The sequence below is a fragment of the Paenibacillus glycanilyticus genome (assembly GCF_023715145.1).
In the GTDB taxonomy this organism is placed as follows: Bacteria; Bacillota; Bacilli; order Paenibacillales; family Paenibacillaceae; genus Pristimantibacillus; species Pristimantibacillus glycanilyticus_A.
Genome location: NZ_JAMBNP010000003.1, coordinates 231,320 through 246,076 on the forward strand (window position 1 = coordinate 231,320; position 14,757 = coordinate 246,076).

12 protein-coding genes are annotated in these 14,757 nt (G+C 52.4%); 9 read left to right on the forward strand and 3 right to left on the reverse strand.

Annotated elements, in window-relative coordinates; all coding sequences use genetic code 11:
- Positions 1-113 precede the first annotated feature (113 nt).
- The 3 genes from M3194_RS10710 to M3194_RS10720 are packed head-to-tail and all read left to right on the forward strand — an operon-like array spanning position 114 to position 3,828.
- Positions 114-1,208: an endospore germination permease gene (locus tag M3194_RS10710; RefSeq protein WP_251653423.1), complete on the forward strand. Its 1,095-nt coding sequence runs from the start codon at positions 114-116 to the stop codon at positions 1,206-1,208.
- Positions 1,205-2,665 carry a spore germination protein gene (locus tag M3194_RS10715; protein ID WP_251653424.1) on the forward strand — a complete coding sequence of 487 codons (1,461 nt, stop codon included), beginning with the start codon at positions 1,205-1,207 and terminating at the stop codon, positions 2,663-2,665. The genes M3194_RS10710 and M3194_RS10715 overlap by 4 nt, the downstream gene beginning before the upstream one ends.
- Before the next feature lie 14 nt (positions 2,666-2,679).
- Positions 2,680-3,828 carry a Ger(x)C family spore germination protein gene (locus tag M3194_RS10720; RefSeq protein ID WP_251653425.1) on the forward strand — a complete coding sequence of 383 codons (1,149 nt, stop codon included), beginning with the start codon at positions 2,680-2,682 and terminating at the stop codon, positions 3,826-3,828.
- A gap of 2 nt (positions 3,829-3,830) precedes the next feature.
- On the opposite strand, the gene M3194_RS10725 is transcribed toward M3194_RS10720, so the two are convergent.
- A complete protein-coding gene (locus M3194_RS10725) occupies positions 3,831-4,571 on the reverse strand; it encodes an SDR family NAD(P)-dependent oxidoreductase (protein ID WP_251653426.1) in 741 nt (246 codons plus the stop codon).
- Positions 4,572-4,698: 127 nt separating this feature from the next.
- On the opposite strand from M3194_RS10725, the gene M3194_RS10730 reads away from it, so the two are divergent.
- Entirely contained in the window at positions 4,699-5,592 is an 894-nt protein-coding gene (locus M3194_RS10730; RefSeq protein WP_251653427.1) for a LysR family transcriptional regulator, read from the forward strand.
- An 81-nt stretch (positions 5,593-5,673) separates the two neighbouring features.
- On the forward strand, positions 5,674-6,216 hold the full coding sequence (locus M3194_RS10735) for an NADPH-dependent FMN reductase (protein WP_251653428.1): 543 nt from the start codon (positions 5,674-5,676) through the stop codon (positions 6,214-6,216).
- A gap of 298 nt (positions 6,217-6,514) precedes the next feature.
- Here M3194_RS10735 and M3194_RS10740 read toward each other — a convergent pair whose 3' ends face one another.
- Together M3194_RS10740 and M3194_RS10745 are read right to left on the reverse strand one after the other, a co-directional pair.
- Entirely contained in the window at positions 6,515-6,730 is a 216-nt protein-coding gene (locus M3194_RS10740; protein ID WP_251654263.1) for a hypothetical protein, read from the reverse strand.
- A gap of 246 nt (positions 6,731-6,976) precedes the next feature.
- Positions 6,977-8,092: an S-layer homology domain-containing protein gene (locus M3194_RS10745; protein WP_251653429.1), complete on the reverse strand. Its 1,116-nt coding sequence runs from the start codon at positions 8,090-8,092 to the stop codon at positions 6,977-6,979.
- A gap of 136 nt (positions 8,093-8,228) precedes the next feature.
- Between M3194_RS10745 and M3194_RS10750 the strand changes: the two genes are divergently transcribed.
- The 4 genes from M3194_RS10750 (at position 8,229) to M3194_RS10765 (ending at position 14,753) form a co-directional block, all read left to right on the forward strand.
- A complete protein-coding gene (locus tag M3194_RS10750) occupies positions 8,229-10,415 on the forward strand; it encodes a YhgE/Pip family protein (protein ID WP_251653430.1) in 2,187 nt (728 codons plus the stop codon).
- Positions 10,416-10,884: 469 nt separating this feature from the next.
- Positions 10,885-11,742, forward strand: coding sequence for a class II fructose-bisphosphate aldolase (locus M3194_RS10755; RefSeq protein ID WP_251653431.1), 858 nt, complete (start codon positions 10,885-10,887; stop codon positions 11,740-11,742).
- Positions 11,743-12,042: 300 nt separating this feature from the next.
- A complete protein-coding gene (locus M3194_RS10760) occupies positions 12,043-12,789 on the forward strand; it encodes an ABC transporter ATP-binding protein (RefSeq protein ID WP_251653432.1) in 747 nt (248 codons plus the stop codon).
- Complete coding sequence (locus M3194_RS10765; protein ID WP_251653433.1) at positions 12,786-14,753, forward strand: ABC transporter permease; 1,968 nt, start codon at positions 12,786-12,788, stop codon at positions 14,751-14,753. Before M3194_RS10760 ends, M3194_RS10765 begins: the two co-directional genes overlap by 4 nt.
- Positions 14,754-14,757 lie beyond the last annotated feature (4 nt).

Consider the following 14,757-nt stretch of genomic DNA (forward strand, 5'->3'; position numbering starts at 1 on the left):
CTCCGCAGAGGGGGCTATTTGCCGCTCCCATGAATAATTTGGAAGGCCAGGAGGGAATGTATAACATATCTTTTTCCCTTAAAAAGGGAATGTCGGAACGGGATGATCAGCTTATGAGCGGAACGGCAAGTAAAATCAATATCGTCCAATTGCTTATGATATTTGCTTTGACGAACGGTCTTATCGATCATGTCATTATCAATCCGATGCTGCTGGGTGCCTCCGGGCGTGATGCCTGGTTGACCGTTCTGGTAACGGGACCTGTATTCGTTGTTTGGTGCTTGCTGCTTGCATGGATGATGAAGAAGTCCGGCCAGCAGAAATGGCAGAAGTGGATTTCGGATAAGACCCATCCCTTTGTGTCGTGGATTCTGATCGTGCCTGTGTGCGTCATTTTATATCTGATCGGGGCTACAACCGTCCTCCATACGGTGAAATGGAACACAACCAATTATTTGCCGGCTTCCCCGGCGCTGGTGCTTGTTCTGACGTTGGTCATTATCTGTGTGTTAATTACGGTATGGGGGCTCCGCGTCATTGCCGTTACTTCGGGAATCCTGTTTCCCATTGTCTGCGTGCTGGGCGTGTTTGTCAGCGTTTTTAACCATTCGGAAAAGGACTACAAGCTGCTGACTCCGATTCTAGAGCACGGGTGGTCGCCTGTTACTCACGGCATCCTATATACATCTGGCGGCTATATCGAGATTGTCTTTCTCCTGCTTCTGCAGCACAGGCTCAGCCAAAAGATTAAGTTGTGGCAGATTTTCGGCTTCAGCCTGTTCATTATCGGCATTATGCTGGGGCCAATTATCGGGGCCATCACCGAATTCGGGCCAAGGGAGGCAGCCAATCAGATGACTTCTCCTTATGAGCAGTGGCGCCTGGTGAAGGTGGGGGAATATATCGAGCATGTCGACTTTTTCTCGATCTTTCAATGGATGTCTGGCGCTTGTATCCGGATTTGCATTGCGGTGTATCTCTTGACCGACGTTCTGAAGCTAAGCGGGCGTGCCCGCAAATGGGCAACAGCCGTTATTATGGCAAGCTACATCTTTATTGGCATCATGCGCACGAACGATTATTCCTATTACCAGTGGATGTCTAGCGTGTTTATACCCGCCTCGCTTGGCATCCTGCTAATCGTGACATTGATATGGATGGTCATTACTCTGTTTGCCAAACCATACCGGAAGGATGAGCATCAATGACAGCACCCGCAGTCAGCATAAGCTGGACCGAAGAAAGTCTGAAGCAGCTCTATCAGGGATCGGCTGATGTATGCGTCAAGCCCTGCCGGTTCGGAACAAGAGGCATAGCTTCCGTCGTACTGGTATATGCCAGCGCCCTTTGCGATACGGGACAAATTCACGAGTTTGCTCTTCCCGTCCTTGCCGAATATTACGAGAGAGCCGGTAGAGTAACGAGCGAAGAGTTGAATCTGCTGGCGTCCAGACTGTCGCTGTTCTCTTACAAGGCAGCTCCGACCGCCGAGGAAATCGACGAGACGATCTTTGAGGGCGGGCTGTTCCTCCTTTTCGTGCAGGAGAAGCGTTATTACCGAATGGAGATCAGTAACCGCCCGCAACGGATGCCGACGGAATCGAGCACGGAAATTTCCATCAAGGGGCCAAAGGACGGCTTTAACGAGGATATGGCCACCAGCGTGGCGCTTATCCGCAAGCGGCTCCGCAGCCACTCGCTTCATGTGCAGGAGTATACGCTTGGCAGGCGCACGAGGACGAAGCTGTCGCTGCTATATTTCGAAGATATCATCAGTCCCAAAATATTAAGCGCGGTACAGAAGAGCCTAAGCTCGATAGATACCGACGGAATCTACAGCATTAACCAGCTGGAGGAATGCTTAACCGGCTCCAGATATAAGATTCTCCCGCTGCTGGATTATACGGGCAGACCCGATTATTGTGTAAACTCCCTGCTCTCCGGCAGATTCCTGATTGTAATAGACGGCAATCCGCTAGTCATTGTAGGGCCAGCCGGGTTAAGCCTGCTGTTGAAATCGCCGGAGGACATCCACTTTAACTACACCTATATCACCTTTGCGAGGTTGATCCGGCTGTTTAGTTTGTTTATTACCGTATTCCTGCCCGGTATTTGGGTGGCATTCATGGCCTTCCATCAGGATCAGCTGCCGTTTCGAATTATGGCGACGATATCGGTTTCCCGTCTGGGGCTTCCGTTCTCCGCTCAGATGGAGATGTTTATTCTGCTCATGCTGATGGAGATTTTCCGGGAGGCGGGTGTCCGGCTGCCGACGTCTATCGGCCAGACCTTAACTTCGATTGGCGGTCTTATTATCGGCGATGCCGCAATCCGGGCAGGGTTGGTGTCGCCATCAGTTGTCGTAATCGGCGCGATTACGGCGGTCTCGGGCGTAACGCTGGTTAATCAATCGTTAAGCACGGTCGTCAGCATTATCCGGCTGTTTTTCTTCGTGCTGTCTTCCTTCCTCGGCATGTACGGGGTTATTCTCGGGGTTATTATTTTTATTGCGCTTATGGGCAACCAGCAGTCCTTCGGGGTGAATTATCTCTCTCCGTTGTCGCCGCTTAAGCTAAGGGATGTAGTGTCCTCGTTTCTCAGGCTTCCTTGGTTCTTGATGAAACGGCGTCCGGCCAGTCTTCAGGGGCAGGATGATGATCGGTAAAGGAGCTCGGTGTAATGCGTCTGCTTATTGGGAAAATGCTTGTTTGCTTGCTCTCTCTAGGATTTCTTGCAAGCTGCGCGAATTCCAGGGATATTCAAAATCTGGCCTATGTAACGGCGCTTGGCATTGATTACGAGAATGGCGAATACAAGACCTATGTTCAAGTGCTTAATTTCTCGAATATCGCAAGATCCGAAAACACGCAGCTGGGCAAGAAGGTACCGATCTGGATCGGTACGGGACACGGGGATACGCTTGCTCTCGCGCTTGGGGATACGAATGCAACCTCACAGTTCCCCCTATTCTGGGGACATCTGAAGACCGTTGTACTTAGCGAAAATATGTTGAGGCGGGGCGGTAAAGAAACTTATGGAACGTTAAACCGCCATTATGAAGTACGGTATAACGTGCTTGTATTCGGGACCAAGGAAAAACTGGAGGATATTTTGACCCAAAGATCTATATTCAACCTGTCTCCTCTGGATACCATTATGTATACGAGCGTACAGAATCGCAGCCAAAGTCCCTATGTTATCTCCTCCTACGGCAACCGGCTCATTGCGAACATGAATGAACCGGGCAATTCCTTCTATATGCCGTCCATTACGATTAATAAGGAGACCTGGCTGGAGGATAAGGCCAAGCGAGGGATGTTCCAAATGGACGGGGCTTTCTTTTTCGATAAAGGCAAGTTAGTGAACTGGATGTCCGTAGAGGAGCTGAAGGGGCTTCGGTGGGCTACGGAAAAAATCGTTAAGACGCTGCTTCAGGTACCTTTGGAGGACGGGAATAAGGGAGCTATCCAGTTCTCTCATCCTACAATGAGGGTAATCCCCAAGGTGCAGAGTAACGGAGATGCCGTGTTTGACCTTAAGGTCACGGCAAAAGGAACGGTCAGAGAGTCCTTTAATACCCATATTCCGAATATGGAGAAGAAGGCGGAGCAGGCTATCGAACAGGAGATTAGAGAAACTTTCCTGGTTGGTCTGGTGAAGCATTGCGATCCCTTTCAGCTCGAAGAAGCGTTATACCGGAAGCATCCCGATACCTTTCACAAGCTGACCAAGGGAGGCTTCTTCTTCTTGACTAAGCAGTCCCTTGGCCGTGTGCAGGTCAATGTGAAAATCACTAGCACGGGGAAGTACAAGGAGATCGTGAAGTAGGCTTACAGCGTTTGGCCGCTGTCGACGGTAATGATTTGGCCGGTCATCGCTTCTTGCTCGAGCGCGGCGCAGATGAGCTGCGCAATATCTTCGGGCGTGGATAGCTGCTGGAGGAGCAGATGAGGGGCAAGCTGCTTCATCTGCTCTTCTCGGCCAGCCCACCATCTGGTCGCCACGGCTCCTGGCACGACGCAGTTCACTCGGATAACGGGAGCCAAAGCGCGGGCAAGTGACTTTGTGAGGCCATGGACAGCGGCTTTGGATACGGCATAGGGCAGGGACGAGCCTAAGCCGGTTGTGCCGGCAATGCTGCCGACGTTGACGATGGCTCCTTGTCCCTGCTTGTTCATATACGGAGCTGCAGCACGGGCACAGTAGAACATGCCCTTTACATTGACATTGAATAAGTCATCCCATACCTCTTCCGTAGCCGCTTCCAGGTCAGGGAACGGAATATGGCGGGTGATGCTGGCATTATTCACGAGCAGATCTATTGTGCCGAAATGATTGGCAATCCGGTCCGCCATTTCTCTAACCTCCTGATCCTTCGAGACATCCGCCTGCACCGCGATCGCTTGTCCGCCAAGGCCCTGAATGAGCCGGACCGTCTCCTCGGCTTCCTGTCTGGAGCGGGAGTAGTTGACGGCAACGGAAGCTCCTTTGCCGGCTAATGCCAGGCAGACTGCCCGGCCAATTCCTGTTCCGCCTCCGGTTACCAGCGCTATTTTATGCTGAAGATCCATCTGTTTTCCTCCTTTTGATGCCGCTTTACATCCATTGTAGAGGCCGTATATCTATTTGTATAATTGAATAAAATGAATGAATTATTCAATTATATTGAACTCATAATCGATAGGGAGAAGATAACGGATGGATCTGAAGACATTGAAGACGCTGCAAGCAATCGTGCGGCATGGCAGCTTTAATCAGGCGGCGGAAGAGCTCAGCTATGCGCAGTCGACGGTGACGATGCAGATTCAGAGGCTGGAGGCGGATCTGGGGGTACAGCTGCTCGAGCGGGGGAAGAAGGTACGGCTGACGGAAGCGGGACGGCTGTTCTACGAGCAGAGTCTGGATCTCGTGAACCGGATGGAGCGGCTGCAGAGTCATTTGCTGGAGATGAAAAACGGTGAAGCCGGAAAGGTGCGGCTTGGCGTAACCGAGCCGTCCGCAAGCTCGCGGCTGCCGCGGCTGCTGATGGCTTTTATGAAGAAATATCCCCAAATAGAGGTGTCCCTTGATATCGCCAGTACGCCTGCTCTGGCGAGCAGCCTGAAACAGGGGGAGCTGGACTTTGCCTTATGCTCCGCGCCGGAAGCCGGAGAAGAACTCTATTTTCAGCCCTTGTTCCAAGAGAAGTTTGTCATGCTGCTGCCAGAGGATCATCCGCTCGCGGCGGGAGACGGGGGAATCGGTCTTGCGGAGCTGGAAGGGCACAGACTGCTTATTACGGCATCCGCTTGTCCTTACCGCAAGAAGCTGGAGAGGGTCCTGAAGGATAACGGAACAGTCTCGATCCAGGCGATGGAGATTGGCAGCATGACGGCGCTAAGGCATTATGTGGCGAGCGGTTTTGGCATCGCCCTTGTGCCGCAGACGGTCCTGGATCCCATGCCTGCCGGCACGATAACAAAGGAGCTTCAAGGCGTATCCATCGATATGCTGATGGGACTGCTTAGCCGCACGGGGCCGCTTTCTCCGGCTTCGGCCAAACTTTACGAGAATTTAAGGCAGAGTCTGGAAAGGATTTCAGCCCCTGCATAGAGAAGGAATGATATGGAAACGATAGAGCAAGTGATTGAGTGTTCAATCGTTAAACTTCAAACCAAGAAAGAGGGAAAATTCATGTCGAACTTGAATATTGGCATCATTCTGGGAAGCACGCGCCAAGGCCGCGTATGTCCGCAAGTAGGCGAGTGGGTTAAAGGCGTTGCCGATAAACGCGGCGATGCGAACTACGAGATTGTAGATGTTGCAGACTACAAGCTGCCGATGTTTGGCGAAGTGGATGCATCGGAGCAAGCAGGAGCTTGGAATTCGAAGCTGGCGAGCCTGGACGGTTTTGTGTTTATCGTAGCGGAATACAACCACAGCATCACGGCTTCCTTGAAGAATGCGCTCGATTTCGCGCGTGATGCATGGAACAACAAAGCAGCCGGCATCGTGAGCTACGGCTCGGTGGGCGGCGCCCGCGCAGCAGAGCATCTTCGCGGTATCTTGGGCGAGCTGTCGGTGGCGGACGTACGCGTTCATCCGGCGCTGTCGCTCTTCACTGACTTTGAGAACGGCTCGGTATTCAAGCCGGCTGATCTGCATCTGACCAATGTAAACGGCATGCTCGATCAGGTTCTCGCTTGGAGCGGAGCACTTAAAACGATTAGACAATAGAATGAGTTTCGAGAAAGAGCATCCTCAATTGGAATTGGAGGATGCTCTTTTTTTGTTAATTTAAGGGTCCATGTAACCTTCTTGTCATATTTAACGTCAGTAAAATCGAACTTATTACCTGACATCAAGGAGTGTGCTGCTTGTGAAAAAACCGCTGATTCTGAACAGCCCGGAGCGGCATGTACGAGGCAAAGTAACCGGTTATGGTATTTAGCAGCCTGTTATTCCTGTTTTTGTTTTTCTGCCTGTCGTATTCCTGCTTTACTGGCTGTCGCCGCGCAGAGGGAAGAACCTTATCTTATATCGAATGCCAGAGCAGCCCGATATTATTGGCCAGCAGCACCTTCTTGGCCAGCCCGATAATAAAGCGCTTTACACCTTCGGCGAACATTTCCATCGTCACGCGGCGTTCTCTGTAGAGGGCAATTACGTCCTCTTTGTCATCTCGGAAAGCGCGGATGATTTGGTGAAAGCTTTTAAGGCCGAGCTGAAAAAGTAAGGATGGCACGACCAAAGCAGAAATGCGTCTGCATAATTTGGCGCCGTAGATTCATCCTATTTGGGTAAGAGCTGGAGTAAGGAGGTTGCCCAAATGAGTGAAGATATGGTCCATCTGTTATATATTATTCTGCTTGGCGTGCTGCTGGCGCTTGGACTTGTGGCTATGGGGTGGTTTGTGTACCACCGCAGGAGAAGAAAAATAAGATAATGAGAAAGCCATGACTCTCCGCCGGGAGGTCATGGCTTTACTTTTGACGGGTTACGTTCGAATCCAAGCGCTTTTGTAAGGACCGTCGATGACATCAGGCTGCTCCTCAAAAGTCGACCACTCCGCACCCTCATTAAGCGTGGCATGCCCAATTGTGCCTCCGCCGTTTACATCCGCCCGCGCATTCAGCACCAACAGCTCTACGGCTGTATCATCGCTTAAGCTCAAGGTTAGCGGGGTGTCTGCCGTCAGCTGCGTAATCGCAGTATCGCCTTCCGTCGTCACGAAGGTATGTTCCTCCGGCTGAGCAACCACCTCATGCAGCGAGGCATCGGTCAAATGAAGCGCTGGCGAGCCTTTGCCCCGAATGATGGTATGTCCCTCCACAACGACATGGAGAAGACGATAGTCTCCGCTTCCGCCTTCGATAACCAGATTCCCTTTGATATGCATATCCCGCAAGGTTATATCGGGGGCTGTTAACGTGACGCTTCCGTATACCGTTTCCACGGCGGATTCCAGGCCATAGGTGCCAGGTGCCGCGTAGCTGCGGTTCACGATCCCCGACTTCAGCAGCGTATCGATCATTACGACAGCGCTTGCACGAGTAACCGGCTCGTTGGGACGGAAAGTGCCGTCCGGGTAGCCCTTAATAATCCCTTTTTCCGCTAAAGTCGCGATGGCTCCCCTGTTTGCTTCGAGAATGGATTCCTTATCCTTGAACGGAGGCTTCTTCTCTCTCGGAAGCTCCAGATGAACAACGGATGCAAGGAGGAGTGCGGCTTCCTCCCGGGTTAGGATCTGCCCGGGCTTGATGCTGCCTTCCCCGCCGGCTATGTAGCCTGCTTTTACGGCTTTGGAGATGTCGGTATAGAACCAGTCTGCCGCCGTTACATCTTGAAAGGAGAGAGGGGCGGTATCCGTCAGGACGAAAGCTCTGTTAAGCAGGGATATCATCTCTGCCCGCGTTACGGATTGTTCCGGTTTAATCGTGCCATCGAGATAGCCCTGCAGCCATCCGAGATCGAGCCATTCCTTTAACGCCGGGGCGGCCCAGGACTGGTCTGCTTCTTCATATGCCGCTCTGGTAGCCGCATAGCCTGTAACCGCAAAGGTCAGAAGAGAACATCCGATTAACAGCGGTAACAAAGGTTTCCATCGGCTCATCCGCATCACATCCCTTCAAAATGTGGGTCCTCTATGAAATTGTACGAGATCCCAAATGCAATAGCTGTCGAATGGAAGTGGGAGGCCAAGGAAACAATAGGGGGACGATGAATGACAGATAAAGGATGGATCATAGGTGGCTAATCCGTTTCGCGTGTTTAAGAAGGACGTAGGCTATTTTCTGAAAAATAGGATGCTTATCATTACGTTTCTTGGCGTTTCCCTTGTACCCATGCTGTACGGCGGATTCCTGATCAAGGGGAATTGGGATCCGTACGGCCAGCTTCAGGACCTGCCCGTTGCCGTCGTCAATCTGGATAAAGGCGCGGAGTATCAAGGGAAATCCATGAACGTGGGCGAGGATTTCGTGAATGAGTTGAAGGAAAACGAGACCTTCGATTGGCAATTCGTGAATGAGAATGCAGCCAAAGAGGGGATGGTCAGCAACCGGTATTACGCTACGATTACCATTCCGGAGGAGTTCTCCGAGCATGCGGCATCTTTAACGAGCGAAACACCGCAGAAGGCGGATATTATCTTTGAATCGAACAGCTTTTATAACTTTATTTCCGGGCAGATCAGCGAAAATGCGACAAAGGAGCTGCGAAACAAGCTGTCGCAAAATCTGACGGAGGCGTATTCGCGCAGCATGCTGTCTCAATTCTCTACCCTATCGAGCGGTCTTTCCCGGCTGGCTGCAGGGGCGTCCGATCTGCATAGCGGCGCGGTGCAGCTGGAGGATGGGGCAGGGACACTGAACACCAAGCTTCAGGAATTGTCCAGCGGCGCGGCCAAGCTTCACTCCAGTATCGGCCAGCTGGAGGAAGGCGCGGCGCAGCTGAATGCGGGGCTGACGAAGCTGAGCAGCAGCGCAGGCACCTTATCTAGCGGCGCTTCGCAGTTAGGCGCAGCTTCGACGCAGCTGCAGGAAGGGGCAGACAAGCTGGCGGACGGTTCAACGCAGCTGAAGACGGGCATCCAGTCCGCCAAGAACGGCGCGGATGAGCTGTATGCAGGCATGCAGCAGACGGCGGCGGGCAGCAAGCAGCTGGAGACGGGGCTGACAGCCTCTTCGTCAGCCAGCGACACGCTGGCTGACGGGAGTGCCCAGGTAGCCGCGGGCTTGCAGCAGCTGGCGGACGGCAATGCCGAGCTGGCCTCCGATCCGGCTGTGCAGAAGCTGCTTGCGGCAAGCCAGGCAGTGGCAAGCGGTGCGAAGGAGCTGAGCAAAGGCCAGCAGCAGCTGCTCGCGGGCAGCCGCACCTTAAATGCCGGGCAGCAGAAGCTGCTGGCCGGCGGCAAGCAGCTTAGCGCCGGTCAGAGCAAGCTGCTGCAGAGCGCCTCGCAGCTGGCAACGGCGCAGAATCAGCTCCATGACGGCATCACTCAGGTGTTCTCGAAGTTCCCGGCTTTGGTATCGGGCAGCAAGCAGCTTGGGGAAGGCGCTTCGCAGCTGGCGCAAGGCGCCGGGAAGCTGAAGGGCGGTATCGCCCAGTTCGAATCGGGCGGCGCAGCCCTCGCAAGTGGTGCTTCCCAGCTGGCCGCCGGGGCAGGGGAGCTTAGAGAGGGGGCTGGCAAGCTGGCATCCGGCTCCCAGCAGCTAGCTGACAGCCTGGCGGATGCCGCCGAGCAGACGGCTAGTCTTAAGGCCGATGAGAAGACGATCCAGATGATCGCCGAACCGGTAACCATAGTGGCCAACGACGACCGGAAGGTACGGCTGTATGCGAACGGAATCGCGCCCTATTTTCTGTCGATGGCCTTATTCGCCGGTTCTCTCGTCTTCACGACGATGTTCTCGGCAAGGCAATCGTCGTCGGCGCAAGGAGCGGACGGGCTGCCTTTGTTCCTGAGCAAGCTGCTCACCTTCGGGCTTATGAGTCTGGCTCAGTCCCTTATTCTTAGCACGGTGGTTCTGTATGTGCTCGGGCTAAAGGTGCAAAATGTGCCGCTGTTCTATCTGTATACCATGATGACCGGCTTTGCGTTTATGTTTGTCGTCCAGGCCTTTGTCACCTGGCTTGATAATCCCGGCCGGTTTGTCGTGCTGCTGCTCATGATCTTCCAGCTTGTATCGAGCGCCGGCACGTTCCCGTATGAGCTTCTTCCGGGCTGGGCGCAGGCGATGAATCCGTGGCTTCCGATGACTTATAGCATTCGCGGCTACAGGGATGTCATCTCGAGCGGCGACTTCGGCCATATGTGGGCGCAGATCGGGCATCTCGTTATCTACGTCGTGATCTTCATCATCCTGACAGGGCTGTACTTTGTCGCGACGAGGAAGAAGTCGAAGGAAGAGCAGCTTATTCCGGTGAAGATCTAATAGACAAGCTGCCGGTGGCGTGGGAACGGCAGCTTGTTTTCATGAGCTTGTCTTTTGTTTCGGTGCTCTTCATTTTAACGAACATTAATGTTGTGCGGGGGCTGCTTCGTACGGATCGCCATTCCGAAGATTTTGGCTATGAGGACACGCATTTTGTCGTTTGCCACGGCCCTTTCCAAGGCTCTCCTTGGCTTGCGGCGTCGTGCTGGCTGCTGCTCATTTTTATCGCTTCTATTATAGCGCTTACAATCTTTAAATTAATTTGGTTTGCCTTTCGCAAAAGGGGCTTGACCTCCAATAGGTAGTCTTATGCCGAATTTTGTGATAACATATTGACTTAAAGAGAACGTGAACGAGTACATACGCCCATTCCGTTCGGGCCGATAGATCTGCCGGTTGGAACCGCATAACAGCAGTTGAATTGGGTATGATTGAAAGGTCTAGTCATTTATCTGAGGAGGATTTAACAATGGCATTGGAATCAATGAAAGACATGCTGAACAAAGCTTTGCAAGGCGGTTACGCTGTTGGTCAATTCAACATCAATAACCTGGAATGGACGCAAGCAATCCTTGACGCTGCTCAAACAGAGCAATCCCCGGTAATCTTGGGCGTATCTGAAGGCGCAGCTCGTTATATGGGCGGCTTCAAAGTGGTTACGAACATCGTAACGGCTTTGATCGAAGAAATGAAAATCACGGTTCCGGTTGCCATCCACCTGGACCATGGCTCCAGCTTTGAAAAATGTAAAGCAGCGATCGACGCTGGCTTCACTTCCGTTATGATTGACGCTTCCCATGATCCGTTCGAAGACAACGTTCGCATCACTAGCGAAGTTGTTGCTTACGCTCACGAGCGCGGCGTTTCCGTTGAGGCTGAACTGGGTACAGTTGGCGGCCAAGAAGACGACGTTGTTGCTGAAGGCGTAATCTACGCTGATCCTAAAGAGTGCCAAGAGCTGGTACAACGTACAGGTATCGACTGCCTGGCTCCAGCCCTCGGTTCCGTTCATGGCCCTTACAAAGGCGAGCCTAAACTGGGCTTCAAAGAAATGGAAGAGATCTGCCAAACTATCAAGCTTCCACTCGTATTGCATGGCGGTACTGGTATCCCTACTGAGCACATCAAACGTGCCGTATCCCTGGGTACTGCAAAAATCAACGTGAACACAGAGAACCAAATCGCGTTCACGAAAGTTGCTCGCGAGATCTTGACGAAAGACTCCGATGTATACGATCCGCGTAAATTCCTGGCTCCAGGCCGCGAAGCGATCAAACAAACCGTTATGGGTAAAATCCGCGAGTTCGGTTCCTCGAACAAAGCGTAATTTAGCCATTAGCCAAAAGACCGAACAACTGCGTCCCGCAGCTGTCCGGTCTTTTTTTCTTGTTGAAGGTCTAATTACCGCGGCCGGACATGAGCTGATTGCGCGGTGATTGTGCGGCAGTGGCTGGAAGTAGCGAGAGTTTAATAAACATAATCCGTTAAGGAGAATGGTCTTTTTCTTTGCATATTCAGCCTCCCGACCGCCATCGTGACAAAAACGTCACTTTGGAGCATCGTAGTTCGATGGATGCCCGCCTTCAATATGTCTATATTAAGGGTATAAAGCGGAGAGGGGCATACCATGGAGACGGTTATCCAGACGAAAAACTTATCAAAGAGCTACGGGGCAACGCCCGTATTGAAAAACATCGATCTTTCGATTCAGTCCGGCGAGCTTACGGCTGTAATGGGGCCATCGGGCTCGGGGAAATCAACGCTGATGAACGTCTTATCGACCATTGATCAGCTGAGCGGCGGCGAGGTATGGATTGAGGGGAAATCGCTGCTCGACATGAAGAAGAAGTCGCTTCGGCAATTCCGGCAGGAGCGGATGGGGTTCATTTTCCAGGATTATAATCTGCTCGACACGCTGACGGTGAAGGAGAATATCCTGCTGCCGCTGTCGCTGCGCCAGTTCAAAGCGACGGAGATGGAGGCGCGGCTGCAGCCCATTATCGAAGCGCTCCACATTGAAGGCCTGCTGGCCAAGTACCCGAATGAAATTTCCGGCGGGCAAAAGCAGCGGGTAGCGTCGGCGCGGGCGATCATCACGGAACCGGCAATCGTTTTTGCCGATGAACCAACGGGCGCGCTGGATTCCCGTTCTGCCACCCAGCTGCTGGAGCAGCTCGTGTCGCTAAACACGGCGTTTAATACGACCATAATGATGGTTACGCATGACAGCTATGCGGCCAGCTACTGCAAACGGGTTGTTTTTCTGCGGGACGGTGCGATTGTTAGCGAGATTTATGCCGGCGAGCAGAGCCAGAAGGCCTTCTATGAGCGTATTCTGGAGACGCAAAGCCTCATAGGAGGCAAGCTGCGATGAGCCTGTTCGACCTGACGATCCGGAATGTAAAACGCAACTTTCGCCTGTATTCGATCTACTTGCTGTCCATGATTATTGGCGTCATTATTCAATATACGTTCTCGTCGCTGATGTACAACCAGGACATTATCGACGCGCTGCAGAACCGCGAGCTGTTCCAGACGGGGATAGCCATTGCGTCCGTCGTTATTTTTCTGTTCATTATTTTCTTCATCTTATATGCGAATTCGTTCTTCATGCGGCAGCGGAAAAAAGAGTTTGGTATGTATCTCCTTTACGGTCTGAAGGAGCGGCAAATCGTACGGATGGTCTTCTATGAGACGCTTGTCATGGGAGCAATCTCGCTTGTTATCGGGATTCTGCTCGGGGGACTGCTGTCCAAGCTGTTCGGCATGCTGCTGATGAATCTGATGCAGTACGATCAGGTCATCTCCTTGTCCTTCCCGATTGGAGCGATGGCAACGGCAGCTGCCGTCATCCTTCTGATCGCGCTTATCGTAAGCGTACAAAGCTACATTCTGGTCAACCGGGTACAGCTGACGGAGCTGTTCCATGCCAAGCAAAAGGCGGAGAAGCCTGTCCGCGTGTCTGCCGGAATGGCGATTCTGGCCGTTTTCCTGATTGGCGTAGCATTCTATCTCATCTGCAGCGGTCAATATTCGGCCGTCTGGCAGGATTACGGGACGTATAGCCTTATTGCGACGGCGATCGGCATTATCGGGGGAACTTATCTGTTCTTCCGCCAGTTCGCGGGATGGTTGCTGCAGCTAATCAGCCGCAGGAAGAAATACCATGAAGGCAATACGGTGCTGTGGACGTCATCGCTGCGTTTTCAAATTCGGGGAAATACGCTGAATCTGACGTTTATCTCCCTGTTCAGCGCGGTTATCATGATGCTGCTCTGCTTTGTTACGATTAACTATAAAGTGCAGTTTGAAGCGGTAGGCCGGAATGTACCGAATTCTATCGCTTATGAGTCGCTAGATCCGGCAACCAATCAGCAGATTGACCAGGTAATCAAGAGCTCCGGGCATGACATCCGCTATCATCTGAAACCGGAAGCGTTGGTTGTAGAAGCGGTTACCGACCGGGGTGTAGCTTTTGATAATCCGGAATATTATATTCCCGGCCTTTGGCTGGTCTCGGAGACGGAATATAACGAATTAATTAAGCTGCGGGGCGACAAAGAGCAGGTAGAGCTGCAAGGGATGGAGGCCGTTGCCCTCTCCCAAGGCTCGGACTTTCCGAAGCATTTTGCAGAAGGCGAGAAGCCTGACTTTACAGTAAAGGCAGCGGAGGGAGAGAAGACCTTTAAGCTCTTCGAGAAAAAGGACTATGCCTACTTGGGCTGGGCTACCGACCCGGTACTTGCAATGGATAAGAAACCACCGGTGTTTGTCGTCTCCGATGAGGCTTATGCAGAATTAAGCGGATATACGGAGAAGAAGAGCTTTGAAATTTACGGGCTGACGGACGCGAAGAATGCGGAAGAGCTGTCGAAGCAGGTGAATGCCATTGTATCGAAAAAAGAGAGGGCATACTACTCATCGTTTGCAGACGTGTACTCCAAGCAGATCGAGAGCTCCTCGCTGATGTTGTTTGCTGCCGGCTTCCTTGCGCTTATTGCCACCTTCGCGCTGGCGAGCGTGATTTACTTCAAGCAGCTCCGCGAGGCAACCGATGAGAGGCAGCAATATTCAATCCTGCGTAAAATGGGCGTGGAGAACCGCCAGTTCCGGAGCGTAATCCGCAAGCAGCTGCTGTTTGTTTTCCTTCCGCCGATTGTACTCGGTTTGCTGTACAGCTGGACCATTATCAAGTATTACATTCTTGATTCGGTTAAGGATTTCCCGGAGCTTCCGGGTATCGTATGGAGCATCATGGGGATCTACTTCCTCATCTATCTGGTGTTCTACGCCTCGTCGGCAAATCTGTATTACCGGATTATTAACCAGAATCCTTAAACGA